This window comes from Sphingobacterium sp. BIGb0165, assembly GCF_024810095.1.
Classification (GTDB): Bacteria; Bacteroidota; Bacteroidia; order Sphingobacteriales; family Sphingobacteriaceae; genus Sphingobacterium; species Sphingobacterium detergens.
In genome coordinates, this window is record NZ_JANUEB010000011.1 from 131061 (window position 1) to 156375 (window position 25315).

17 protein-coding genes are annotated in these 25315 nt (G+C 38.3%); 8 read left to right on the top strand and 9 right to left on the bottom strand.

The genetic code is table 11. The features are described from left to right. Positions 1-311 precede the first annotated feature (311 nt). The 5 genes from M2408_RS23610 to M2408_RS23630 form a co-directional block, all read right to left on the bottom strand. A complete protein-coding gene (locus M2408_RS23610; protein ID WP_259187045.1) occupies positions 312-1625 on the bottom strand; it encodes a mechanosensitive ion channel family protein in 1314 nt (437 codons plus the stop codon). 44 nt (positions 1626-1669) lie between these two features. After that, a complete protein-coding gene (locus tag M2408_RS23615; RefSeq protein WP_259187046.1) occupies positions 1670-3034 on the bottom strand; it encodes a nucleoside permease in 1365 nt (454 codons plus the stop codon). A gap of 45 nt (positions 3035-3079) precedes the next feature. Then, entirely contained in the window at positions 3080-3706 is a 627-nt protein-coding gene (locus tag M2408_RS23620; protein ID WP_120259614.1) for a bifunctional nuclease family protein, read from the bottom strand. Between the two features lie 201 nt (positions 3707-3907). After that, positions 3908-4882, bottom strand: coding sequence for an electron transfer flavoprotein subunit alpha/FixB family protein (locus M2408_RS23625; RefSeq protein ID WP_259187047.1), 975 nt, complete (start codon positions 4880-4882; stop codon positions 3908-3910). A 21-nt stretch (positions 4883-4903) separates the two neighbouring features. Further along, the gene (locus M2408_RS23630; RefSeq protein WP_223580539.1) at positions 4904-5641 is read right to left on the bottom strand and encodes an electron transfer flavoprotein subunit beta/FixA family protein; all 738 of its coding nucleotides are present in this window, start codon (positions 5639-5641) and stop codon (positions 4904-4906) included. A gap of 600 nt (positions 5642-6241) precedes the next feature. On the opposite strand from M2408_RS23630, the gene M2408_RS23635 reads away from it, so the two are divergent. Both M2408_RS23635 and M2408_RS23640 read left to right on the top strand, forming a co-directional pair. After that, a complete protein-coding gene (locus tag M2408_RS23635; protein ID WP_223580537.1) occupies positions 6242-6574 on the top strand; it encodes a lipopolysaccharide assembly protein LapB in 333 nt (110 codons plus the stop codon). Positions 6575-6659: 85 nt separating this feature from the next. After that, positions 6660-7079, top strand: a complete 420-nt coding sequence (locus M2408_RS23640; RefSeq protein ID WP_259187048.1) for a copper resistance protein NlpE — start codon at positions 6660-6662, stop codon at positions 7077-7079. An 81-nt stretch (positions 7080-7160) separates the two neighbouring features. On the opposite strand, the gene M2408_RS23645 is transcribed toward M2408_RS23640, so the two are convergent. The 4 genes from M2408_RS23645 to rsmI form a co-directional block, all read right to left on the bottom strand. Further along, positions 7161-8297 carry a cysteine desulfurase family protein gene (locus M2408_RS23645; RefSeq protein WP_259187049.1) on the bottom strand — a complete coding sequence of 379 codons (1137 nt, stop codon included), beginning with the start codon at positions 8295-8297 and terminating at the stop codon, positions 7161-7163. 312 nt (positions 8298-8609) lie between these two features. Beyond that, entirely contained in the window at positions 8610-10232 is a 1623-nt protein-coding gene (lnt, locus tag M2408_RS23650) for an apolipoprotein N-acyltransferase (RefSeq protein WP_259187050.1), read from the bottom strand. A 15-nt stretch (positions 10233-10247) separates the two neighbouring features. Further along, complete coding sequence (locus tag M2408_RS23655; protein WP_259187051.1) at positions 10248-10973, bottom strand: PH domain-containing protein; 726 nt, start codon at positions 10971-10973, stop codon at positions 10248-10250. A 36-nt stretch (positions 10974-11009) separates the two neighbouring features. Next, positions 11010-11675, bottom strand: a complete 666-nt coding sequence (gene rsmI, locus M2408_RS23660; RefSeq protein ID WP_223580529.1) for a 16S rRNA (cytidine(1402)-2'-O)-methyltransferase — start codon at positions 11673-11675, stop codon at positions 11010-11012. A 91-nt stretch (positions 11676-11766) separates the two neighbouring features. Between rsmI and M2408_RS23665 the strand changes: the two genes are divergently transcribed. From M2408_RS23665 to M2408_RS23690, 6 genes are all read left to right on the top strand, one after another. Continuing rightward, on the top strand, positions 11767-12840 hold the full coding sequence (locus tag M2408_RS23665) for a class I fructose-bisphosphate aldolase (RefSeq protein ID WP_259187052.1): 1074 nt from the start codon (positions 11767-11769) through the stop codon (positions 12838-12840). Positions 12841-13299: 459 nt separating this feature from the next. Next, a complete protein-coding gene (gene serS / locus M2408_RS23670) occupies positions 13300-14571 on the top strand; it encodes a serine--tRNA ligase (RefSeq protein ID WP_259187053.1) in 1272 nt (423 codons plus the stop codon). 648 nt (positions 14572-15219) lie between these two features. Beyond that, entirely contained in the window at positions 15220-18399 is a 3180-nt protein-coding gene (locus M2408_RS23675; RefSeq protein WP_259187054.1) for a SusC/RagA family TonB-linked outer membrane protein, read from the top strand. Between the two features lie 10 nt (positions 18400-18409). After that, positions 18410-20002: a SusD/RagB family nutrient-binding outer membrane lipoprotein gene (locus M2408_RS23680; RefSeq protein WP_259187055.1), complete on the top strand. Its 1593-nt coding sequence runs from the start codon at positions 18410-18412 to the stop codon at positions 20000-20002. A 771-nt stretch (positions 20003-20773) separates the two neighbouring features. Then, the gene (locus tag M2408_RS23685) at positions 20774-23836 is read left to right on the top strand and encodes a SusC/RagA family TonB-linked outer membrane protein (protein WP_259187056.1); all 3063 of its coding nucleotides are present in this window, start codon (positions 20774-20776) and stop codon (positions 23834-23836) included. A gap of 18 nt (positions 23837-23854) precedes the next feature. Continuing rightward, the gene (locus M2408_RS23690) at positions 23855-25222 is read left to right on the top strand and encodes a SusD/RagB family nutrient-binding outer membrane lipoprotein (protein WP_259187057.1); all 1368 of its coding nucleotides are present in this window, start codon (positions 23855-23857) and stop codon (positions 25220-25222) included. The last annotated feature ends 93 nt before the right edge of the window (positions 25223-25315 follow it).

Here is a 25315-nt window from a genome sequence, read left to right on the forward strand (position 1 = left end):
ATAGGATTGGTTCAGTTGACAAACCAAGATTTATTTTAAACGTATTGAAGTCTGATTTATTGATAAAAGATGCGAATTAAATGATTTAAATAACTATTTGTCGAATTGTTTTAAGTTTAAAGTTAGCTTAAGATGGACTTAACATAGCAGTCCTATATTTGTGTAGAGTAATTTTTGATTCATAAAGAGTTAGGGTTAATGTGTAGATCTGTTGTGAAACACGTCTAAAAATTTAGTTTGTTTTTAAAGTGAAAAGGTAATCTCCCCGGATTACCTTTCACTGTTTTTATGGATAGCGCTTGTTACTGGCACTAATTCAATATACTGATTTTTTGTGCTCTTATAAATTGTCTAAAATCATCCGAAGCAGGATTTTCGAATATTTCGAGGTTAAAATATTTTGTGGCAGCAAACAGATGGTCAAAAACATCGGATACAATGCCTTCATAATATTCCCAGCGTATATCATTGACAAAGAAGTAAAGTTCGATCGGTACCCCATGTTCGGTCGATGCCAACTGCCGTACCATTAAGGGCATGGTTTTATGGATATTGGGATTCTGACGGAGGTAAGTAAGTGCATAGGCACGAAACATACCCAAATTGGTCATTTTCCTGCCATTAATTGGATTGGAAGGATCAATCTGATGAATGCTGTTAAATTCATCTATTGTTCTTGCACGGTCTTCGATATAGGGACGGAGAATCTGTATATTCTTTAGTTCTTCAATCTCCTTATTATCTAAAAACCGGATCGTGGAAATTTTAATATTTATAGCTCTTTTTAGGCGCCTTCCTCCAGATTGCTGCATGCCCCTATAATTCTTAAAGGAATCCGATAATAAGGTATGTGTTGGGATTGTTGTGATGGTCTTGTCGAAGTTCTGCACTTTAACATTATTGAGATTGATTTCCTTTACGGTTCCGTCGGCTCCGTATTTAGGCATTTCAATCCAGTCGCCTACACGTATTGAATCATTGGCCGAGACCTGTATACTGGCGACAAAACCTAGGATGGTGTCTTTGAAGACCAGCATCAGGATCGCTGAGGCAGCACCGAGTGATAAGAGAAATGACCATGGCGAACTGCCTGTTAAGATCGAAAAACAGATGGTACCACCAATAAAGAGCATGATGATCTGGCAGACTTGTAAATAGCTTTCTAACGGTTTGTCCGCAAAGGATTTTTTTGTTCGTAATATATCCCGAATACTTTTTAATAAGGAGTGTACAATCAGCAAACTGACAACGGTAGTGGCAATCGCCAGCAATTTGTTGATGTTTTCTTTCCAATTCGGGAAACCCATAAAAATAACGGGTATGATATATTGTGCGACCAATATGGGGACAAAATGGGCAACCAGTTTTAACGTTTTATTCCGAATCAATAAGTCATCAAATCGGTTGGTGCTTCTTCGGATGGCTTTGATCGTTAATAATAAGAGTGTTTTTTTGCTGAAATAATCAACAATTATCAAAAATAAGACAACCAACAACAATAAAATAATTGAGTTGATAAAATGGTTGGTTTGGTTATCCAAACCAAGATTTTTAATCCATTGAAAAGTCCAGTTATAAATTTGGGATTGAGAATCCTTCAACAATTCTGTTGCTGTGTTTTGCATCCTGCAAATATACAAAAAGCCGCATTTGCGGCTTTTTGTTATTTTTAATTTTGCGATTCACGCTCATGTTTATGTCTAAAGAATATTGCGAAGAGAATTGCTATAATCAGCGTGTAGATGGCAAAGGCAAGCCAGATGTCATGCCAATCCTTGAGCATGAGACTATTGTTCAGTGTTCCGTCAGGCAATAGGGAGATACTTTTTTCCTTCAGAAAATTAAGGAAATGAGTATCATTGATATTGGTATCCAGATATTGGGCAAGATCTTGTCCATTCTGAAAGCTTTTGGTGAAATAATGGTCAATAATCCAACCGGAAGCAAAACTGCCAAATACTGCACCAAAGCCATTTGTCATCATCATAAATAAACCTTGGGCAGAACTACGTATGCTCGAAGTTGTAGATGTCTCTACAAATAGGGAACCCGAGATATTGAAAAAGTCGAATGCCATTCCATAGACGATACAAGAAAGTACAATCATCCATAAGCCTCCTGCCGGATCTCCGAACGAGAATAAGCCGAAGCGCAAGACCCAAGCAAACATAGAGATCAACATAACTTTCTTAATACCAAATCTTTTTAAAAAGAACGGTATGGCCAAAATGAACAATGTTTCGGAGAATTGCGAGATGGACATAATGATTGTCGAACGTTTTACTACTATTGACTCAGCATATTTAGGGAAAAATTTAAATTCGTCCAGAAATACATCACCATAGGCATTGGTTAATTGTAAAGCTGCGCCTAGGAACATAGAGAAAACGAAGAACAATGCCATCTTATAGCTTTTAAATAATTTAAAAGCTTCTAGCCCCAGCAATTGCGTCCAAGAGGCATTTTCCTGCTGGAGTCTTTTAGGTGGGCATTTGGGTAAAGTCAGTGCATATAGACTTAAAGAGAGGGCGGCTGTTCCGGCGATATAAAATTGGTAGCCTGTCGCTTTATTGCCTGTAAGATTTGTAATCCACATGGCAACGATAAATCCGAGAGTCCCGAAAACACGGATCGGAGGGAATGCTTTGACCAGATCGTAGTTGTTTTCATTCAACGCCGTATAAGCGATTGAGTTGGATAGGGCCAATGTGGGCATGTAGAAACACATGGCCGCGAGCATCACATAAAAAAAGGTGTTGGGATCATTTACCTGCGGTAAATAGAAAAGAACGGCAGCATAGCATAAATGAAGAATAAAGTATAGTTTTTCAGCATTTATCCAGCGGTCTGCAATGATCCCCATTAATGTTGGCATAAATAGCGAAGCTATTCCCATTGTCGCGAAGATAGCGCCGAATTGTGTGCCATCCCATTGCTTTGTGCCAAACCAATAGTTAGCTATTGTAATCAACCATGCTCCCCAGACAAAAAACTGAAAGAAGCTCATAATGGTCAATCTTAATTTAATAGACATAAAACGATATTATTTAGAGTTTTTGTTTCGCTTTAGAGAGAGGAGTTATTTTCTTTTGGAAATTTCATCCCTAATCAACGCTGCTTGCTCGTAATTCTCTTCCGTTAATGCTTGGTTGAGTGCTTGCTCCAATTGTTCGTCTGTCAACGAAGAAAAAGGGTTGTTAGGGGATTTGGAAGGAGTCTTTTCTTCGACCTCAACCATACTCGGATCTTGTACTTTGTTGGCTTTGTCCAGATTTTCCAAAAATGCGAATTCATGTCCCTCAATAATGATTCCCGCAGATGACATGATAAATTCATAGGCGTAAATTGGTGCTTCAAATCGAACGGCCAGCGCAACGGCATCGGAGGTTCGTGCATCAATTTCAACCATTTTGTTACCGTCAGAACAAATAATCTTCGCATAAAAAATGCCCTCAATCAGGTTATAGATAAGTACCTCAACGAGTTTAATACCAAAGGATTCCGCGAAAGATTGAAATAGGTCATGCGTAAGGGGGCGGCTTGGAATCATTTTTTCTATCCGAATAGCAATAGCTTGGGCTTCATGGCTACCAATAATGATGGGCAATCTTCTGTTGCCCTCCACTTCTCCCAATACTAGGGCATAGGCCCCAGACTGTGTTTGACTATAGGATAAACCAACTATATCTAATCTGATTTTCTTCATTTTAATTCCAAAGCGGTGTACAAACTTAGATAAATTTGCTTTTATATGCAATTATAATTACGTTCCGTGTGAAACAAATTTATCGATTTCTCCTTAGTAATTAAGACCTTTTCGAATGTGGAGAGTGAAAATATTTAAAGGCAAAACGAAAACTCCCCATTCATTTTTTATGAATGGGGAGGGAAATATGGTATAAAAAGCTTAGCTACCTTTGTAAGCTTTTAATGCTTGTGTCAATTTGGGTACAATATCAAAGGCATCACCAACGATACCATAATCAGCAACTTTGAAGAATGGCGCTTCGGGATCCTTGTTGATGACAACAATAGTTTTCGATGAGCTGACTCCAGCCAAATGTTGAATGGCTCCTGAAATACCAATTGCGATATAGAGATTGGGACTTACAACAATACCCGTTTGGCCAACGTGTTCAGAATGGGGACGCCATCCTGCATCAGAGACAGGTTTTGAACATGCTGTGGCGGCACCGAGGACATCTGCTAACTCTTCGACCATTCCCCAGTTTTCAGGGCCCTTTAGTCCCCGGCCTGCTGAGACAACGATTTCTGCCTCTGGTAACGAAACTTTATCTGTCGCGCGTACAATCTCTTTGACAATTGTTGAGAAGTCGGCTTGGGCAACATTTGCCGTGAATGATTCAACCACTGCAGATCCTCCGGTTTCCTTGGTCTCGTAAGCATTGGGACTAAGGGCAATGACCTTGGTTGCTGCGGTCAATTCTACTGTGGCAAATGCTTTATTTGAAAATGCAGTCTTTTTAACAGTTAATTTTTCGCCTTCTATAGTTGGTAGGGATAGCGCGCCATCTGCAAGTGCAGCATGGAGTTTCGCAGCAATCCGGGGAGCAAGTCCTTTACCTGAGAATGAATTGGAAAGTACAAGCAGGTTAGCTCCTATACTTTTGACAGCCTCAGCAATAATGCTTGCATAAGCCTGATTGACGAAAGAGGAGAGTTGCTCATTATTGACGCTGAGTACTTTGGAAGCACCATAGTTGCCTAGTGCGGCAAGTTCATCCTGCGCAACATTACCAATGGAAATGGCAACAAGATCAGTGTTTGTATTATCAGCGATGGCTTTCGCATAAGAAACTACTTCAAAAGCAGACTTTTTGAATTTTCCATCGGTATTTTCTACATATACTAGTATTGACATAGTTTTTTCGGAATTTAATGATTAAATAACTTTGGCCTCATCATGTAATAGAGAAACCAGTTTCTCAACTTCTGCAGCATCAACGAGTTTTACAGTGCCGCGTGGAGCTGGAGTCTCATAATTAACAATGTGGGAAAGTGTATCAACTGCGGATGGTTCTAGCACATCCAATGGTTTGGTACGTGCACTCATAATACCACGCATATTGGGTATCTTAGGTTCGGCAACTCCTTCCGCTGTGCCAATAACAATGGGAAGTTTAGACGTTACGACTTCTTTTCCACCTTCTATTTCACGTTCAATACTGACAGAATCAGCAGCTATATCAACCTTTTTGGCGATTGATACCGATGGTATATTCAGCAATTCGGCAACTATTGCACCGACCTGAGCACCATTATAATCGATGGATTCCCGTCCGGTTAAAATCAGATCAAAAGCATTGTCCTTTGCATAATTTGCGATTTGATTGGCCACAAACCAGGCATCTCTGGGAATAGCATTAATACGTACGGCATTGTCTGCGCCTATAGCCAATGCTTTGCGAATGGTCGCATCGGTGGATGCATCTCCAACATTGATGACAGTCACTGTTCCTTTTCCTCCTTCAGCCAATTCAACTGCCTTCGAAAGGGCAATCTCATCATAAGGGTTTATAATAAACTGCACCCCAGCTGTATTAAAGGCAGTGTTGTCATTTGTAAAAGTGATCTTCGATGTAGTGTCAGGGACATTACTTATACAAACTAATATTTTCATATACGATTGGTTTTACCCAAACTTACCATATTTTCTATCAAATAAAAAGCCCCGACCCGCTTAAAATTTTGTCTCAGGGTTCATTTGTGCTGTTGTGTTATTTTTAATTTGTATTGCTTATGTCTTGTTATTTTTACTATATTTTGAATTTTTCATCTTGTTTAGTTTGTATTTGTTAAATTTTGACAGTTTCAGTATTCTTTTTTTTAATGAGGATCATGCGTCAGTATAATGTCATTTTATATGCTAGCATAGTATTTTTGCTTCGACGAATTGCTCAGACTGTAGCATTTAATGTTCAATTGCTTGGAGCAAGCTAGCAATATAACTTTGTTGTTTTTTTGATGAAGTTGAAAAGGTGACAGCTTTTTATAATGACCTTCATAGGGTACTATTATGATTGTTTAGGAAGCGGCCATGATTTAGATTTTATTGCTGAGATATAGCGGAAATTTAGAATACTAAATTGAATACACTTCACTTGATCATTACGAGAGAAGTGTGCCGAATGGGTTGATTTACGGCATAGCAGCTACCGTAGAATTAAAACAATTGTTTACAGATAAACACATTTTTAGTTAAATTTGAAATAAAAAAGATATGTCGACACGATTGGATCAACTCAACGAATTTTTGAAAGAGAGTCCTGAAGATCCTTTTTTAAAATACGCCATTGCAGCGGAGTATCTGAAGCTGAATGATGAGCAGGAAGCTTTGGTCAGATTTGAAAAGCTGATAGAAAACCATCCCGACTATGTGGGGACATATTATCATCTGGGAAAATTATATGAAAAACTGGACAAACAGGAACCTGCAATTACAACCTATAAAAATGGAATTGAAATAGCACGCAAAAGCCGTAATTTCCATGCATTGGGAGAGTTACAGGGAGCTTTGTCATTTTTAGTAGAGGATGACGATGATGATTTTTAATCCATTCTAAATTTTTGGTATCTAATTTGTTATGAATTTTAAGGGTGTAACTATTAGATGCTGATTTTTTTGAATTTGGAATGAGATGAAAAGGTTTATTTGGACAGTGGGATTGTTGGTAATGATTGTATTGGGGGGATGTGATAATCCCAAACAGAGTGTGGCTGCCTATAAAGATAATTTGCAAGAATTAAAGGGAAGAGACAGAGCGGAAATCGTGATTGGAGAATATAAAGGGGTGATGCCCTGTGCCGACTGCGATGGCATTGAAACATTGATCTCATTACACAAAGACAACTCCTATAAATATTCGTCCAAATATCTCAATAAAAGTGATTATGTTTTTGTACGTGAAGGAAAATGGAAGTTGGATGGAAACATTATTACATTGGACGGCGTTGATTACAAATTCAAATTAGGCAACCATTTCTTAAGCCAGTTGGATCTATCGGGTAATGATATTACCGGGGATATCTCCAAATACTATGTGCTAACGAAAAACTGAAATTTATTGAAAGATATAATACCTACATAGAAAAAAACCGAAGAGAATTCTCTTCGGTTTTTTTGTTTAGTAGACTTATTGCTATTTATTTTTTGTACAAAGTTCTTTTAAGGTTGACACAACAAAATCCACTTCTTCTTTGGTGTTGTTTTTGCAAAAGGAGAATCTGACCGATGGACGGTCTGAATTTGTTTTAATAGCCCCTAGTACATGGGATCCAATATCGGTTCCTGAACTACAGGCGCTTCCTCCGGAGCAGGATATGCCCGAAATGTCAAGATTGAATAGCAACATGTCAGCAAGATCACTGCAAGGGAAGGATACGTTTAGTACCGTATATAGCGATTTACTAGGCTCGATAACACCATTGAAATCAATATCTGGAATCGCTTTTTGCAGTTCTTCAATCATATACGATTTAAGCGCCTGGATATAAGCTTGATGTTCTTCCATATGTTCATAGGCAAGTTCTAAAGCTTTGGCGAGTCCTGCTATCCCATAAACATTCTCAGTTCCGCCACGCATATTCCGCTCCTGAGCTCCACCATAAATCAACGGTTTGATTTTATTATTTGCATTGATATAGAGAAAACCTACACCTTTTGGGCCATGAAACTTGTGCGCTGCACCTGTAATGAAATCGATTTTAAGATGACCTAAATCATGCGGATAATGGCCCATGGTCTGTACGGTATCCGAGTGAAATATCGCGTTGTATTGTTGGCATAATTCCGATATACGTTGGATATCATTCAGGTTGCCAATTTCATTATTGGCGTGCATAATGGAAACAAAGGTACGCGGATTGCTACTTAAGAGCTCCTCCAGTTGATTCAGGTCCAGATTCCCCTTGTTGTCCACATGAAGCAGATCAAGATGAACTTTTCCCTGTTTCTCAAGCTCCTCCAAAGTATGTAGAACGGCATGGTGCTCTATCGGTGAGGTAATTGCATGTGTGATACCAAAGTCCGTGATCGAACGTACGATCGCCATATTATCGGCTTCGGTTCCACCCGAGGTAAAGAAAATTTCTGCCGGAGATACATGGAGTAGGTTGGCGATTGTTTTCCGGGCTTTTTCTACTATTGTTTTTACTTGTCTTCCGTGACTATGGATAGAAGATGGATTTCCAAAATTGTTATCCATGACATCTACCATTACTTTTATAACTTCAGGATCTAAGGCTGTAGTCGCAGCATTGTCGAAATATACTTGCATGATGCAAAATTACAAATCTCAAAAGTAAATCAAATGCATTAAATGACTTATTTTCATCATAATTTAGTCGTTTTTTTTATTGAAGCGTTGAATAAGGAGGGAGAGCTTATCGATTGAAATCAGAAGACCTCAAAAAAGTAAAAGTGGATATGTAGTGAATTGGATATTTGCTATGGATTGTTGGGGGAATATGAGGGGAATAGGGACAAACTGCTTGTCTTGAAGTTGAGATGAAGCCCAAAGGTTTTTATTTAACTTTTGGGATTCATCATCTATGACAAAATATACATTGAGTAGTAACTTGCTGTAGGTTTATAATAGTCGTGGGCGGCGTCTGCGAACGATTATTATAAGAAATCCACCCAGAGCGATCGCTAGACCTAGATATGCAGCGATGTCACCTACTTTGGTGTATGTTGTAATCTCTTCGCTCAGATTGATCTCCTGATTCAATGCTGCGGGTTCCCACCATTTTGTCTGCTGTATGATATCACCACGTTGATTGATAAAACCAGAAATTCCGGTATTTGCCGATCGGGCAACCCAGCGTCGATTTTCGATGGCTCTTAATTTTGCATATTGCAAATGTTGGTCTTTTCCAGAAGTATTGCCCCACCAGCCATCATTGGTGATGATCGCAATAAACTGCGCTCCTTTTTTAACATATTTTGCCACATAATCTCCCCAGATAGATTCATAGCAGATAACGGGAGCAGCGCCAATACCACTTTGTGCATAGAAAACAGAAGGTTCTGCTTGTTTTCCATAGCCACCTGTCGTACCTCCAAAAGCTTTAAACAAAGGTTTTAAAAAATTCATCGCAGCACCAAAGGGCATCTGTTCTACGCCGGGAACCAATTTAGATTTGTGGTAAAATTGCAGCTTGGATGAGTAATCGATCAATGTTGCTGCGTTAAAATTATCCTGGTAAATATTCGGGGCAATTTCACGTGCAGTTGCTGTCTTTGCATAATTGTATAATTGATAGCTCTCTATACCCGATAAGACATTGCCATTTTTGTACTGATCCAAAAATTTTAGAATCCGTTGATAGGAATACGTTTCACGCAGGTTTTCTTCATCAAAATCACCATTTTGGGAGAGGGCAGTTTCGGGCCAGATAAAAAATTCCGTATTGGGTTTGGCTACTGAACTTGATAGTGAAAACAAGGTGTTTAATTGCTCCTCGGGGCTAAGCTGAAACTTGATGTAAGGGTTCACATTGGGCTGCACCACCACCACCTGGGCAGGATTTTGGTGTTCCTCGTAATTGAAATAGCGAACCAATGAATAGACCGTTGGAACACATATGACCAGCACTAGACAAAGAATGGGAACTATCCTATTTTTGAGTTGGTAGATACCTTTTCGATTTAGATAGATTACAAAAACTAAGATATTGACCAACCAGATCCATATTGATCCACCGTATACACCAGTGATGTCGTACCATTGAATCAATTGATGAAAATTAGCAAAGCCGTTTCCTAAGGTCATCCATGGAAATGCAAGATCCCAAGTAGCATGAAGAAATTCATAACTGATCCAAAATCCCATTAATCCAAAAAGGGATAACAACAGCGAAGTCTTACGTCTTAATCGATAGTATAAGTTGAATGCAATGGCCATTAATGCAGCGCCCAGACAGAAAGGGATCAAACTGATCAAAATCGCTGCAAAAGGAGGCATAACTGCCGAGATGGAATTGTATACCCAATAAATGGATGCCGTATTCCAGATCACTGCTGTCAGGCCTGCCGTTAGAAAGATCTTTTTACCTTTCTTTTTAATTGTATCATTGCGGATGATATTTTCTAGCGCAATCAATAAGGGTAAAAAACCGATAAAAAGCAATACGCTGGAATAGGGGATGGGAGGCCAACCCAACCACAATAAAAAGGCACTTAAAAGTGCCAATAAATAGTTGTTCTTCACAATATCCACTTATTTTTATAAACTGGATAAAACTTCTCTTTTCTTTTGTTCATATTCATCTTGTGTGATGAGTTGCTTGTCAAAGAGTGTTTTTAGTTTTTTTAGCTTTAAGGTAATTTCATCCTCCTCTTCATCGATAACCGGAGTCACAGGGGCGGAAACAGGCGGCGCTGGTGGAACTACGGGTGCCGAGAAAACAGGTTGTGCTACTGGCGCAGGAGGGGTAACGACCGGCGCTGCTGTCGAAACAGGTACCGGACTCGGCTGATTGTCTTCAACCTTCTCCACGATAACCTCCCGAGGGCTGCTGGGGGCGATTACGATCTTTTCCTTTTCAGCAGCTAGCTCTGCTTTTTTATAATTTTCAAGAGCAGCTTTAATATATTGGTAGAGTTTTCTGGCTTGAACTTTTGGAATGTAGTCAATACTCAAGTTCTCTCCAGTAAAAGGAATGACGGTGACTTTTGAACCAAAGATCTCTTCTTTGAAGGCAATATCTTTAATATCCTGCCATCCGAAAATCTCAAAATCAGTCGCTAAGCCCAATTTGGTAAATTCACACATAAAAATGCGTTTATTACTAATGGTGATACTGTCCGGTAAAATTGTCACCGCAGGTTTTTTCTGTACCGCGATATAATCTATTTTTTCTCCTGGAGTAAGCATGTCCTGGACTTTAGTAATCAATTTTTCAATGATTTTTATATCCTGTCCATCTTGTGCAAATTGTTCCATGTTCATGTCAAATACGTTTTATTAATCAAAGATTGTCAAAATTTATTCCAATCCACCTACACAAAATACAAATTCTCCTTTAATTGGATTGTTTTCAAAGTGTAATTTTAAATCAGTTAATGTTCCGCGGACATTTTCCTCATATAACTTGCTCAATTCTCTAGAAATCGAAGCTTGTCTCTCTGCACCGAAGACAGTAATAAACTCTTCGATTGTCTTGAGGATGCGGTGTGGTGATTCGTAGAAAATCATTGTTCTCTTTTCTTCAGCTAAAGCCTTGAGACGAGTTTGGCGTCCTTTTTTAACAGGTAGAAATCCTTCAAAACAGAAACGGTCATTTGGTAAACCTGAGTTTACAAGGGCCGGTACAAAAGCGGTGGCACCAGGTAGACATTGCACTTCCAATCCTTCTTTAAGAGCAGCTCGCACCAATAAAAAACCGGGATCAGAGATCGCTGGTGTCCCAGCATCTGAAATGAGGGCGATTTTTTGGCCTTCTTTCAGAAACTTTATGATTTCAGAAACCGCTTTGTGCTCATTATGTTGATGATGTGCAAATACCTTTTTATCGATGCCAAAATGCTTTAAAAGGGGAGCACTTGTTCTTGTATCCTCTGCTAAGATGATGTCTACTTCTTTCAGAATATTGACTGCACGAAAGGTCATGTCTTCCAGATTGCCAATAGGTGTTGGAACTAAATATAACATGGTCAAAGTTAAGTTTTTTTTACTATATAATATGTGCTAAAACATTCTGTCTATTTTGGAGTTATTTTCTATATAAATGCAATAATAAATTATGCAAAACATCGAAAAAATACAGGCACATCTAGGTGCAGAATCAGATTATCTATTAGCGTTTGACAAACCAGCAGTTTCCAAAACGATGCTCCATCTTCCCGAAACTACTTTTATTGATCAGGTATATGGTGCCAGCGACCGCACACCCCAGGTATTGCGTAGCTTGGGACAACTTTTCGGGACCGGTCGGCTCGCCGATACAGGATATCTGTCCATATTGCCGGTAGATCAGGGAATTGAACATAGTGCAGGCGCTTCTTTTGCACCCAATCCGCAATATTTTGATCCGGAGAATATCGTGAAATTAGCATTGGAAGGAAACTGTAATGCCGTAGCCTCGACTTTTGGTGTTTTAGGGGCAGTATCACGAAAATATGCGCATAAGATTCCTTTTTTGGTCAAGATCAATCACAACGAATTGTTGACCTATCCCAATCGTGCTGATCAAATTCTATATGGAACGATACGCGAAGCTTGGAATATGGGTGCAGTGGCTGTTGGCGCGACCATTTATTTCGGTTCGGAAGAGTCCGATCGTCAGATTATCGAAGTAGCAAAAGCATTTGAAGAAGCACATTCACTTGGTATGGCTACTGTATTGTGGTGCTATTTGCGAAATTCAGCATTTAAAACAGGAGAGAAAGATTATCATTTGGCGGCGGATCTAACGGGGCAGGCCAACCATCTCGGTGTAACCATAAAAGCAGATATTATTAAACAAAAACTTCCTGAATTGAACGGCGGTTTTAAGGCGTTGAATATGGGTAAAAGTAGCTATGGTAAATTAGATGAACGGATGTATACTCAGTTATCATCCGACCATCCGATTGATCTTTGTCGCTATCAGGTACTCAATTGTTTCGCCGGTAGGGCAGGACTGATCAATTCGGGTGGAGCATCGGGACAAAATGATATACAGGAAGCTGTAAAAACCGCTGTGATCAATAAAAGAGCCGGCGGGACAGGCTTGATATCCGGTCGGAAAGCTTTCCAAAAGCCGATGAATGAAGGAGTCGAATTGCTACATGCAATCCAAGATGTCTATTTATGTAAAGAAGTTACGATAGCTTAGATGATCGTTTAAATCTGATTTAATATCAAGGTGTCGACAAAAGATCTTTATCTACTGATTCATTTAGTGAAAAAATATTGCTTGGGACGTACTTCAGGAAACTGTTTTTCCGGAGGACGTTTTTTATATCGGTCGGATCGGAATGAAAATAGGTAAAGAAAATCTCTTTCACTCTTATTGAGCGTATCGCTACCTGATGGTAAAAGTGCGTTAACTTTGATTCTGATTAAATCATTGAGGGATCTTGCAAGCTATCAATAATAGACGGTATCTTCTGAGCAAAGCCAAGCCTTTCCATTCAATCGACACGTGTATAACACACAAGGGTGACGGGGAGACCTATGCGGGTGAAAGGAGTATGAACGCGCTACAAACAGGCGCTACTGAATAAATTTGCTTGTTTATGAAGGCAAATTTATCTAAGTTTGTTCACTATTTTTTAAATAACACATTTATATTATGTTGCAATTAAATTATATCCGTGAAAACAGGGATACGGTTATCGAAAGATTGGCTGTCAAGCATTTCAAGGAAATTGGATTGATCGACGAAATCATCAGTTTAGATGAAGACCGCCGTAAGATCCAATCGGAATCTGACGCCCTTTCGGGAGAAGCTAATGCGGCAGCAAAACAGATTGGAGATCTGATGCGCCAGGGAAAAAAAGAAGAAGCTGAAGCCGTTAAATCGCAATCATCCGGATATAAAGAGCAGGTGAAGCAACTGTTGGATAAATTGGGAGCGATCGAAATCGAGCTGAATGATAAGATTGTACAATTACCTAATTTACCGCATCAATCTGTTCCTGTTGGTGTAAGCGCTGATGATAATGAAGTCGTTTTAACGAATGGGGAGATTCCAGCTTTATCAGAGGATGCGTTGCCACATTGGGAGCTATTAAACAAATATGATATTGTGGATCTGGAGCTTGGTGTAAAAGTTGCCGGAGCTGGATTCCCAATTTATAAAGGCAAGGGTGCAAAATTGCAACGTGCATTGATCAATTTCTTTTTGGATCAGGCGGCTGAGCAAGGATATGAAGAGGTGCAGGTGCCGATCTTGGTTAATGAAGACTCTGCGTTTGCTACAGGACAATTGCCAGATAAGGAAGGGCAGATGTATTATGTCAACAATGACAATCTATACTTGATTCCTACAGCAGAGGTTCCCGTAACCAATATTTACAGAGATGTAATCGTTAAGGAAGCGCAGTTTCCGATTAAGCATTGTGCCTATACACCATGTTTCCGTCGCGAAGCAGGTTCTTACGGTGCCCATGTACGCGGTTTGAACCGTCTGCACCAGTTTGATAAAGTTGAGGCAGTACAGATCGTTCATCCAGAAAAATCGTATGAAGTGTTGGAGGAAATGAGCCTGTATGTTCAAGGTTTGCTTAAAAAATTGGAACTGCCTTATCGTGTGTTGCGTTTATGTGGTGGCGATATGGGTTTTGCTTCTGCGTTGACTTATGATATGGAGGTGTATAGTTCTGCCCAAAAACGCTGGTTGGAGGTTTCTTCCGTATCTAATTTTGAAACATATCAAGCCAACCGCCTGAAAGTACGTTTCAAAAATTCCGAAGGAAAAATGCAATTGGCTCACACATTAAATGGTTCTGCCTTAGCTTTACCACGTATTGTTGCTGCTATTTTAGAGAATAATCAAACGGATAAAGGTATTCGGATACCAGCTGTTTTGGTACCTTATACCAAATTTGAATATATTGATTAATAGATGTAATTAAGTAATAAATTCCTGTTTCAGGATTTTTATTGAAAAGAGACTCTACCTGAACAGGTAAAGTCTCTTTTTTTTGGAATAACTCGATTCAAAACAACTTTAGAATCATTATAAATTACACCTTTTTTGGTTATAAAAAACGAATCTATCCTTATGTTAATGTTTTCTTATTGCATTGTTAATATTTTGTTAAATATAAGTGATTCCGTATAAAATTCTGTTTTGAATTTGTTTGTAGAGTTTTTATTCTAAAATGGATCTCGCGTTTGAATTTGTAAGATACTGATGTCTTTATTGCGGTATTTTTTGTTTTTGCGAGTGAATGTTAAAAAACTTGTAAAAGCAACTTTGGCTTTATATATTTGGAACCGCTAATAAAAATCGCACTAACTATTATATACTGTAAATGCTGAAAGGAGCAAATTTTACAGCTGAGTATTTTCAACGGATTGACTCTACATCTACCTAGGGTTGACTTTTTCAATAATATTTTCAACTGTTACCAACTGAATGGCGATATGCTGTTTTGCGTATTATTATTTATTGTCTAAGCAATGTATGTTTAGACAGTTATGTTAACGGATATAATTTATATCAATATATAGGATTAGAAAAATAATAAAATTAACTAACTAAAACATGAAACAAACATTACTAAGTTTTCTTGTTGGTGGAATGATCCTGACTTCGGTCGCATTCGCACAAGAAAAAAAGATTAGTGGTCGTGTTACATCTGCTGATGGTAAGGGGTTACCAGGGGTTACAGTGGTTGTACAAGGAACTAATCAAGCGACACAAACAGATGCTAGTGGTAATTATTCATTAAATGTACCTGCGGGCAAAGTTGTTGTCTTCCGTTCAGTTGGTTTTGACGATAAAACCATTATTGTTAATAACAATAGCACTGTATTCAATGTTTCTATGGAGAATCATGACAATGCATTGGAAGAGGTTGTTGTGACAGCAATGGGACAGTCGCGTCAAAAACGTGCATTGAGTTATGCGACACAAGAAGTAAAAGGGGATAAATTGACTGAGGCAGCAAATAGCAACTTGGCTACAGCATTACAAGGTAAAGTGTCAGGGGTTCAGGTAACACCTTCATCAGGTATGCCGGGAGCATCTGCGAATATTACGATCCGTGGTGCACGTTCATTTACAGGAAATAACTCGCCGCTATACATTGTCGACGGATTGCCAATTTCTTCAACTTCAGATCAGTCTACAGGTAACTCTGTTTCCGGTGCAGATTATTCATCCAGAGGGCTGGATATTGATCCAAACGATATCGAAAGCATCAATATCCTAAAAGGACAAGCAGCGTCAGCTTTGTATGGTATGCGTGCCTCTAATGGTGTAATTATTATTACCACAAAGAGCGGTAAAGGAAAACAAGGTAAGCCACAAATATCATACAGTTCCAATGTTTCCTTCGATAAAGTTTCAGTTCTTCCAGACTTTCAAACGAAATATGCGCAAGGAACAGGTGGAAAGTATTCACCATTGTCATCTATGTCCTGGGGACCTGTTATCGATCAATTGGCTAATGATGCGACTTATGGTGGAAATACCGATAATGAGTATACGAAACAATATGGTAAACACCAAGGGCAGTATTACGTTCCACAACGTGCCAATGCAGGGTTAGATCCTTGGGCAACTCCGCAAGCATATAACAATGCGAAGGATTTCTTTAATGTTGGAAATACCTTTAATAACTCTTTTAATATTGTACAAGGATTTGAAAAAGGAAGTTACGCATTGTCTTTAGGTTCAACCAATGCCAATGGTATTGTCCCTTCGACAGGAATGGACCGTTATACGGCTAAATTATCGGGTGAGGCTAAGTTGTCAGATAAATGGACGACTGGTTTCACGGGTAACTACGTGAATTCCCATATCTCAAAACAAACCGGTGCAAATAATGGAATTGTAGCTACTGTTTATGGTGCTCCAGCTTCATATGATTTAAAGGGTATACCATCACATAATTTAAACGCTCCTACAAGCCAAAATACTTACCGTGGTACAGCTGGATTTGATGGTGCTTATTGGGCAGTTGAGAATAACAAATTTACAGAGGATACACAACGTTTCTTTGGTAATGGCTTTGGACAATATGCGACTAACTTAGGCGAGAACCAAAAATTAACACTAAAGTATCAAGCAGGTGTTGACTCATATACAACAAACTACACGGATCTTTGGGGGTATGGTCATGCGAATGGCTTTGGTGAAGTCGAAAATTTCAACGTCGCTGTTACAGAGTGGAACTCGTTGGGAACAGCTGCTTACAATTGGAAGATTAATGATGATTTGGTCTTTGATGCCATGGTGGGTAACGAGATTGTAAACCGTGTTCGTAGAAGAGATTACGCTTATGGAATGAATTTTAACTTTCCGGGATGGAATCATATCAATAATGCTTCAAGTGTAACTGGTGAGCAAACCTTGCGTCACACACGCACTTTTGGTACTTTTGGTAGTTTAGCGTTGGCGTACAAAAGCATGTTGTTTTTGAATGCTACGGGTCGTAATGACATCGTTTCTTCCATGCCTAGAAACAACCGTTCATTCTTCTACCCTTCTGTTTCAGCAGGTTTTGTCTTTACAGAATTGGAAAGTGTTAAAAATTCGGTATTGACCATGGGTAAATTGAGAGCCTCATACGCTGAAGTTGGTCAAGCAGGAGATTACTATGAAAGCTATTATGACAAACCAACATATGGAGGCGGTTTTTCTAGTGGTACACCAATTATTTACCCAATCAACAGTGATGGTATAACTTCTTATACCCCATACTCTATTGTTTATGACCCGAATCTGAAACCGCAAAATACCCAAGCGATTGAAGTTGGTACAGATTTAACATTCTGGAATGGTTTAATTAATTTGAATTATACCTTCTCACGTCAGAATGTAAAAGACCAAATATTTGAAGTGCCTTTGGCGGCTTCTACAGGTTACTCTAGCTTAGTTACAAATGGCGGTAGAATTCATACCAATGCACATGAGGTTACTTTAGCGGTTGCACCATATCGTAAGGGGGATTTTAAATGGGATTTTGCATTCAACTTTACCAAAATAGATAACTATGTCGATGAATTGGCAGAAGGTGTAAACAGTATCTTCATGGGAGGTTTTGTTACTCCGCAAGTTCGTGCAGGTATTGGATCTAAATTTCCAGTAATTTACGGGGTGTCTTATTTGAGAAATGATGCCGGACAGATTGTCGTTGATAAAAATGGCCTTCCACAGGCAGGTGCGGAAAAAGTAATCGGTAGCGTTTCTCCAGATTTCAATTTAGGTTTCAATACTAACTTTGAATATAAAAAAGTAAGACTTTCAGCGGTATTGGATTGGAAACAAGGTGGACAAATGTATCACGGTACTTCAAACACGTTAGATGTTTATGGTGTCACACAGAAAACAGCCGATTTTCGTGATGGAAATGGATTCTTATTTGAGCAACCTGCTGTAAAAGAAGTAGCTCCAGGTCAATATGAAACTAACGATATTGTGATTGATCCTTCAAAAGCATATGATTATTTCAATACTTTGAGTAATATCTCCGAAGCTGGTATCCGTGGAACTTCGTTTGTGAAGTTACGTGAAATTGCTGTGGGGTATCCTGTATATCAAAATTCAAAAATCAAGGTTGATGTAAATGCCTTCGCACGTAACATCATTCTTTGGTCCGAATTAAAGGGTTTTGATCCCGAGGTTTCACAAGGAAATACAAATATGTCGGGTGCATTCGAGCGTTTCTCTCTACCGGGCACATCAAGTTATGGACTAGGTGTTAACGTTAAATTCTAAGATTAATACAATGAAATTAAAATTAAATATAGTAGGATTATTGGCCATGGGCGTTTTGGCTGCTCCAGTAATTTTTACTTCTTGTTCAGAGGATGCGATGGACAAGATCAACGAAAATGTAAACAAGCCTACAGATGTACAAGCTAAATTTGTTTTGACTGATGTGATCACAAGGACTGCTTTTTATAATGTTGGCGGTGACTTCAATACTTATCTTTCTACTTATGTGGAGCATGAAGTGGGAGTGTTCAATCAGACATGGAATGCGGAGCATCGTACAAATGAACCATCGGCAGCATCAACGTTTAACAACACTTGGGGGAATATGTATTTTGCTCTTCGTGATGCCCGTATTGTCATTGAGAAATGTTCGGAAGGTGGTCCACAAGCTGGCAACTATACCACATTGGGTATGGGGCAGGTAATGGCGGCTTACAACTTAGCTTTGTTGACTGATATGTTTGGTGATGTGCCATATTCTGAAGGGTTTAAACCTTTGGAAATTAAGAATCCCAAATTAGATAAACAGCAGGAATTATATAAACAAGTCATCGCTTATTTGGACGCGGCTATTGCTAATCTTCCTAAAGGAGATACGCATGCGTCGGGTGCTGCCGGTGGACAAGACATATTATATAATGGTAACAGTGCTAAATGGCTGAAATTTGCATATGGGCTTAAAGCTCGTTACGGAATGCGCCTTTTGAATGTTTCTTCAAATAAGTCGGCTGCATTAACTGAGGTTATCGCGAATGTAGATAAATCTTTCGCGAGTGCTTCAGATGAAGCGAAATTTGCGCAGTACAGTAAGACCAACTTAAATCCATTATTTGATTTTCAGTGGTCAAGAGATGGTTTAGCTGCAAGTAAAAGTCTAGCAGATAAGATGGTTGCACGTAAGGATCCACGCTTAGTAAGAGATTTCTTTACACCACAGAATTCAAAAACAGGTGTTTGGACACAAGTAAATGATATCGCGTCAAATGTAGCATCCTATAAGCTATTGGCTCCAAATGGAGAAAGCGAGCAAGTACAATATCAATACTTAACATCAACGTTTGTGTTTTCTCAAACTGCTCCCACTCAGTTTTTGAGTTATCATGAGTTGTTATTTTTGAAAGCAGAGGCTATGCAACGTTTAGGACAGGGAGTGAATACGGTAGAAGCGGTATTGAAGGATGCGGTAATAGCATCTATTGCTAACTCTGAAGTTTCTGTTAATGCAGCACTGGTTGCACCAACAGTAGCGGCAAACGGTACAATGGTTGAAACGTCGGATAAAATTACGAGTTCAGCTGCTTCGGATTATTTCAATAATAACGTTAAACCATTATTTCAAGCTAATGCATTGAAAGAGATTGCAAACCAAAAATATTTAGCCTTCTTTGGCGCTTCTGGTGAGTCAACAGAGATGTACAACGACATCCGTCGTTGGAAAGCAAATGGTGAAAACCTTATCGAATTGAAAAATCCTGGTAAATTCCCATTACGTTTACCATATGGTAACGATGATACCACAACTAATCCAAATGTTCAGGCAGCATACGGTAATGGACAATACGTCTACACTGAAAATGTTTGGTGGGCAGGCGGTACACGCTAGTCTATCGGCTTAAGGTTATAAATTGGAAGGCGGTCTCGAAAGAGGCCGCTTTTTTTTGTTATCAACCTCAAAACTGAACCCTCGATTACTGACACGTTAGGATTGTTTTGTTCGTAAGCGTATTTCAATAGATCTATTAAATTTCAGAAAGACTCTTTTCATTACTATAGCTTTATGTTTAAATAATATAAGTTATGCTTTACTTCTGTTTCGTTTATTTTAAGATATTAATGAATTTAAAATATTTTTTTTATAGCCAAAAAGGCTTTAAAATACCTTTAGATGCCTTTTGTAATATAAATGATACTTTAAATATTCTCTAAGAAGAAATTTTATTTATTGTTATGTTGTTGTAAATAAGTTGTTTTCTTGTTGTAGGGTTGTGGTTTTAAAATTGTGCGTAATTGAAATCTGAAAACCTTGATTTAGTAAATGGTTTAGAGAATTGAAATTGTTTAATTTAATACTAGCGACATGTCTGCCGTAGTTGTAAAGGGAGATTATTAGCCTTAAGGTTATTGTTATAGTTTTTTTTATAAATTAATTACTTGTTAATCAGTTGTTTGTGTGTTTTGGTATTGCTAAATGATCTCATGTTTTTATGCATGCATTGTAAAAGATAAAAAAAGTTATAAATTTGCTCTTAACATTTTTTAACAGGAGAAAATTTTGTTAAAAATACATTACTAACTAAAATACTTATTTATACTAGATGGCACTTGCCTACATAGCTTTTATAAGATATAAACACTTTTAATAAACATAAATTATATGAAACAGACATTACTCAGTTTTTTTGTGGGTAGTATGATCTTGACTTCTGTTGCGTTTGCGCAAGAAAAAAAAGTCAGTGGTCGTGTTACGGGTGCCGATGGTAAGCCATTGGTCGGAGTAACTATTGCCGTACAAGGATCAAATGTAGCTACGTCTACAGATGCTAACGGAAATTATACATTGACTGTGCCAACTGGTAAAGTGATTGTCTTTCGCTCTGTAGGTTTTGCTGATAAAACTTTGATCGTCAAAGAAGGTCAGACATCTTTTAATATGGTATTGGACAATAAGGACAATGCATTGGAGGAAGTTGTTGTAACCGCATTGGGAATTTCTAAAAATTCTAGAGGTATTGGTTACTCCACATCAAAGGTAAGCGGGGATGACCTAGTGAAATCTGGTGAAGCAAATATTATTCAAGGGCTAGCAGCCAAAGCTTCTGGTGTTCAAATTACTTCTTCAGCAGGTACTCCAGGAGCTTCTTCTAAAATTGTTTTACGTGGTGCGGCTTCCTTTTCAGGAGATAACCAACCACTTATTGTGGTCGATGGTGTTCCAATCGATAATGGTCTGAACAATACAAAGGCAGGTGATGATCCTTATAACCAGAGTCTTTCTGGTGTGCAGGTTGCCAATAGAGCATTGGATATCAATCCAGATGATATTGAAACGGTAACCATATTGAAAGGCCCTGCGGCGGCCGCCCTATATGGTCAGGCAGCAGGTAATGGAGCTATTATTTATACTACAAAAAAAGGTAAACTTGGATCTGGCCTTGGTATTACTTTCTCTTCGAGTTATGAAATGCAAAAGGTAAATAAATTGCCCGAATTTCAAAAGAAATATGGACAGGGAACGGGCAACGTGTATACCAACGAGACTGCTGATAGCTGGGGAGAAAACTTAATTGCAGCTGGAAAACCCATTTATAATAATGTGGATGAGTTTTTCAAAAACGGAAATGTTTTCAATAATAATTTGGCGATTACTTCAGGTGGAGAAAAAACAACAATGCGCTTCTCTGTTGGATCGACAAATAACACTGGTATAGTACCTCACACAAGTTATAATCGTTATACTTCCCGATTGAATGCTGAATCAAAATTAAGCGATCAAATTACTATTGGTGGAAATTTCAGTTTTACAAATGCAAATACACGTGCGGCACAAAATGGGAGTAATACCTCGGGTGTTATGTTGGCTTTATTGCGGTCACCAGTGGATTTCAATTTAAAAGACTATGTAGATGAATTCGGTGTGCAAAAAACCTATTTTGCAAACTACGATAACCCTTATTTTTCTACAGAGCGTAATCCTTACAAGGAGGAAAATAATCGTTTTTTAGGTAACGTTTATGCTGATGTTAAATTAAATGATGTCTTTTCCATTTCTTGGAAAACAGGTTTAGACAGTTATGCAACGAATGGCAACCAGATTTATACCATTGGGTCTAATGGTGATGATGATTCAGCACAATGGGGTGAAATTAAAAGAACCAATGTAAATTATCGTAATATCTATACCGATCTTTTGTTAAAATTTAATAAAAAGATTTCCGAAGATTTCTCGGTCTCGGGTTTGTTAGGGGGTAATTTTAACTATGTTCAAAGTATTGCTAATTTCGCAAGAGGGAAAAATTTACTTATCCCAGATTATTACAATTTAAATAACGCTAGAATACTCTATGCTAGTAATTCAGAAGAATATAGAAATAGTAAAGCAATCTTTTTGGATGCGACATTTGACTATAGAAGTATTCTATTTTTGACCCTGACTGGTCGGAATGAATGGTCAACGACCTTTGGCCGTAACGCAAAAGGATTCTTCTATCCGAAAGCTGATATCTCATATGTTTTTTCAGATTTGTTTAAAGAGTCGGAAATTGTCAATTTTGGAAAGGTTCGGTTTGCCTACTCAAATGTAGGTATATCACCTAAGCCTTATTCAGATAGGACTTATTTTACTTCCCCTTTGATTGCGGATGGTATGACAAATGGATTTTCGTTCCCATATCAAGGACAATTGGGATTTGCCATTTCGAATGAATTTGTTGCTGAAAATCTGAAGCCAGAGAGAAATGTTGGCTATGAGGCCGGTTTGGAGATGAAGTTTCTGAAAAATCGCCTCGGGTTTGATTTTACATATTACCAACAACATGCCTCCAATCTTTTGATTTCGATGCCTGTAGATCCAACAAGTGGGTTTGCATACTACTATAATAATTTCGGTAAAATGAAAAATAGTGGGATCGAATTGTCTTTAAACGGTCATGTTGTGAAATCCGAAAACTTCAATTGGAATACGACTTTAAATTGGTCAAAAAACACCAATGAGGTAACTGAGCTAGCACCTGGGGTAGATAAATTGTCTATCGGTGATGCCTTTTCTGCACCACAGTCTTTTGCTATTGTAGGACAACCATTTGGTGTAATTTATGCGCAAAAGTTTCAGCGAAATGCACAAGGACAGGTATTAATAGATCCAAGCAGCGGTTTGCCGATGTATGAATCTGATTTGGGTAGTGTGGGAAGTACTATTCCTAAATGGTTAATGAATATTAATAATGAGTTTTCCTATAAAAATTGGTCATTCTCTTTCCTATGGGATTTTAGAAAAGGGGGTAAATTATGGGGAGCTACAAATGCTGTTTTGATCAACAGAGGTAAGGCGGCTATAACAGAAGATCGTGAACGCAAATATGTTATCGATGGCGTTTATGGCGACGGAGCAAATGCAGGACAGAAAAATACAACCGAACTAACTGCATTTAATTATTTTAAAAATTACTTGGGTAACTCATCGTCAGAAATATCCATTCAAGATGGTACTTGGGCAAGATTACGTTCTGTAGATTTAAATTATCGTTTTAATAAAGTCTCCAAAGCGATCCAGTATATTCAAGTAGGTGTCAACCTTCGGAATCCGATCTTAATCACGAAATATAAAGGTATTGACCCCGAAACAAGTTTGACCGGATCAGATCAAAATTTTGCGGGTTATGATTTCTTTAATAATCCTGGTACTAAATCTTATTCCGTCAATTTTAGAGTTGGTTTTTAATTAAACATTATTCATAACATGAAAAATAAAGTAAAATTTCTATATGCCTTATGCTTTACAGCTATTGTTGGTTGTAAGACAGGTGACGATTTATATATCAGTCCAAATAATCCTTTGGATGGAAACTTACCCGCACTATTGACTGCCTCAGAGGTGAATACATTTCAGAATGTGGAGGGAGACTTGTCTCGGATGAGCAGTATTATGGCACAGCATTCAGTAGGTCTGAATGCGCAATATTCTGATGTTCAGAATTATCGGATCACACAAGGCGATTTTGATAACGTCTGGATTGGATTGTACGCAAATACGATGTACAATTTGAAGCTGATGATTGATAAAGCTAATATTGCTGGGACCAAGAGTCCATATTATGGTGGAATGGCCAAGGTTTTGATGGCTCTTAATCTCAGTTTTGCCACCGATCTTTGGGGGGACGTTCCTTATTCTGAAGCTTTTCAATGGACGACCGGTAACAAAACTCCGAAATTGGATACACAACAAGATGTCTATAAAGCGATTGATAATCTTTTAGCAGAGGGAATCACAGATCTTAGTGTTGGTGAAGATGAAAATTATTATTTGCCAAGTGACGAAGATTTGATATTTAAAGGAGATAATAAAAAATGGATTAAAGCAGCTTATACGTTAAGAGCTCGTTTTCTAAATCGTACTTCTGGTAAAGTGGCGGGAACAGAAGCTAAGGTATTGGAGTATTTATCTAAGGGAATTTCCTCTAATGCGGAAAATATGATAGCCCCCCACGATGATGTTAGCCAAAATCAATGGGGAGCTTTTCAAGCAACGAGAAGAGGATATATGGGCGCGAGCAATTTATTTGTTGATCGCTTGTCCACAAAAAAAGATCCGAGGTTAGCCTACTTTTTGCGTCCTAATTCTAAAAAACAATTTATTGGTGGAGATATAACTAAGGAATCTATTGCACCTGATATATCAGTGATAGGTCCCTTTTTTGCAAGTGATAATAATTTTCCAATAATTACCTATTATGAAGCTAAATTTATAGAGGCGGAAGTGAAACAAAGACAAGGAGGAAATGCAGCTGCTGTGTTAAATAAGGCAATTGAGGCAAATGTAGCATATGTAACAGATGGAGCTGAGTCTGCTGATGCTGTTGCAAATTATGCTGTAGCTACTAAAATGGATATTTTAACAGAGAAGTGGGTAGCACTCTATAATCAGGGTATCGAACCATATAACGATTATAGAAGAACAGGAATTCCTGCGTTGACACCAAGACCACAAAGTGTTGGAGCAACTTTGCCAATTATCCCAAAACGTTATCCGTTCCCACAAACAACAACTTTATATAATCCAAATGCGAAGAACATTCCGATGGACGTCGCTGTTTGGTGGGGAATGTAAAGAGATAGAACTTATTAAATAAGCTTGATTCAAAAGGCTATACTTGTTAAAACATGTATAGCCTTTTTATTTAGTTATTATAATGTTATTTTA

Excerpts from the sequence above, each read along its gene's own strand:
- M2408_RS23610 (WP_259187045.1), bottom strand. The coding sequence starts at position 1,625 with ATGCAAAACACAGCAACAGAATTGTTGAAGGATTCTCAATCCCAAATT.
- M2408_RS23615 (WP_259187046.1), bottom strand. The coding sequence starts at position 3,034 with ATGTCTATTAAATTAAGATTGACCATTATGAGCTTCTTTCAGTTTTTT.
- M2408_RS23620 (WP_120259614.1), bottom strand. The coding sequence starts at position 3,706 with ATGAAGAAAATCAGATTAGATATAGTTGGTTTATCCTATAGTCAAACA.
- M2408_RS23625 (WP_259187047.1), bottom strand. The coding sequence starts at position 4,882 with ATGTCAATACTAGTATATGTAGAAAATACCGATGGAAAATTCAAAAAG.
- M2408_RS23630 (WP_223580539.1), bottom strand. The coding sequence starts at position 5,641 with ATGAAAATATTAGTTTGTATAAGTAATGTCCCTGACACTACATCGAAG.
- M2408_RS23635 (WP_223580537.1), top strand. The coding sequence starts at position 6,242 with ATGTCGACACGATTGGATCAACTCAACGAATTTTTGAAAGAGAGTCCT.
- M2408_RS23640 (WP_259187048.1), top strand. The coding sequence starts at position 6,660 with ATGAAAAGGTTTATTTGGACAGTGGGATTGTTGGTAATGATTGTATTG.
- M2408_RS23645 (WP_259187049.1), bottom strand. The coding sequence starts at position 8,297 with ATGCAAGTATATTTCGACAATGCTGCGACTACAGCCTTAGATCCTGAA.
- M2408_RS23655 (WP_259187051.1), bottom strand. The coding sequence starts at position 10,973 with ATGAACATGGAACAATTTGCACAAGATGGACAGGATATAAAAATCATT.
- rsmI (WP_223580529.1), bottom strand. The coding sequence starts at position 11,675 with ATGTTATATTTAGTTCCAACACCTATTGGCAATCTGGAAGACATGACC.
- M2408_RS23665 (WP_259187052.1), top strand. The coding sequence starts at position 11,767 with ATGCAAAACATCGAAAAAATACAGGCACATCTAGGTGCAGAATCAGAT.
- serS (WP_259187053.1), top strand. The coding sequence starts at position 13,300 with ATGTTGCAATTAAATTATATCCGTGAAAACAGGGATACGGTTATCGAA.
- M2408_RS23675 (WP_259187054.1), top strand. The coding sequence starts at position 15,220 with ATGAAACAAACATTACTAAGTTTTCTTGTTGGTGGAATGATCCTGACT.
- M2408_RS23680 (WP_259187055.1), top strand. The coding sequence starts at position 18,410 with ATGAAATTAAAATTAAATATAGTAGGATTATTGGCCATGGGCGTTTTG.
- M2408_RS23685 (WP_259187056.1), top strand. The coding sequence starts at position 20,774 with ATGAAACAGACATTACTCAGTTTTTTTGTGGGTAGTATGATCTTGACT.
- M2408_RS23690 (WP_259187057.1), top strand. The coding sequence starts at position 23,855 with ATGAAAAATAAAGTAAAATTTCTATATGCCTTATGCTTTACAGCTATT.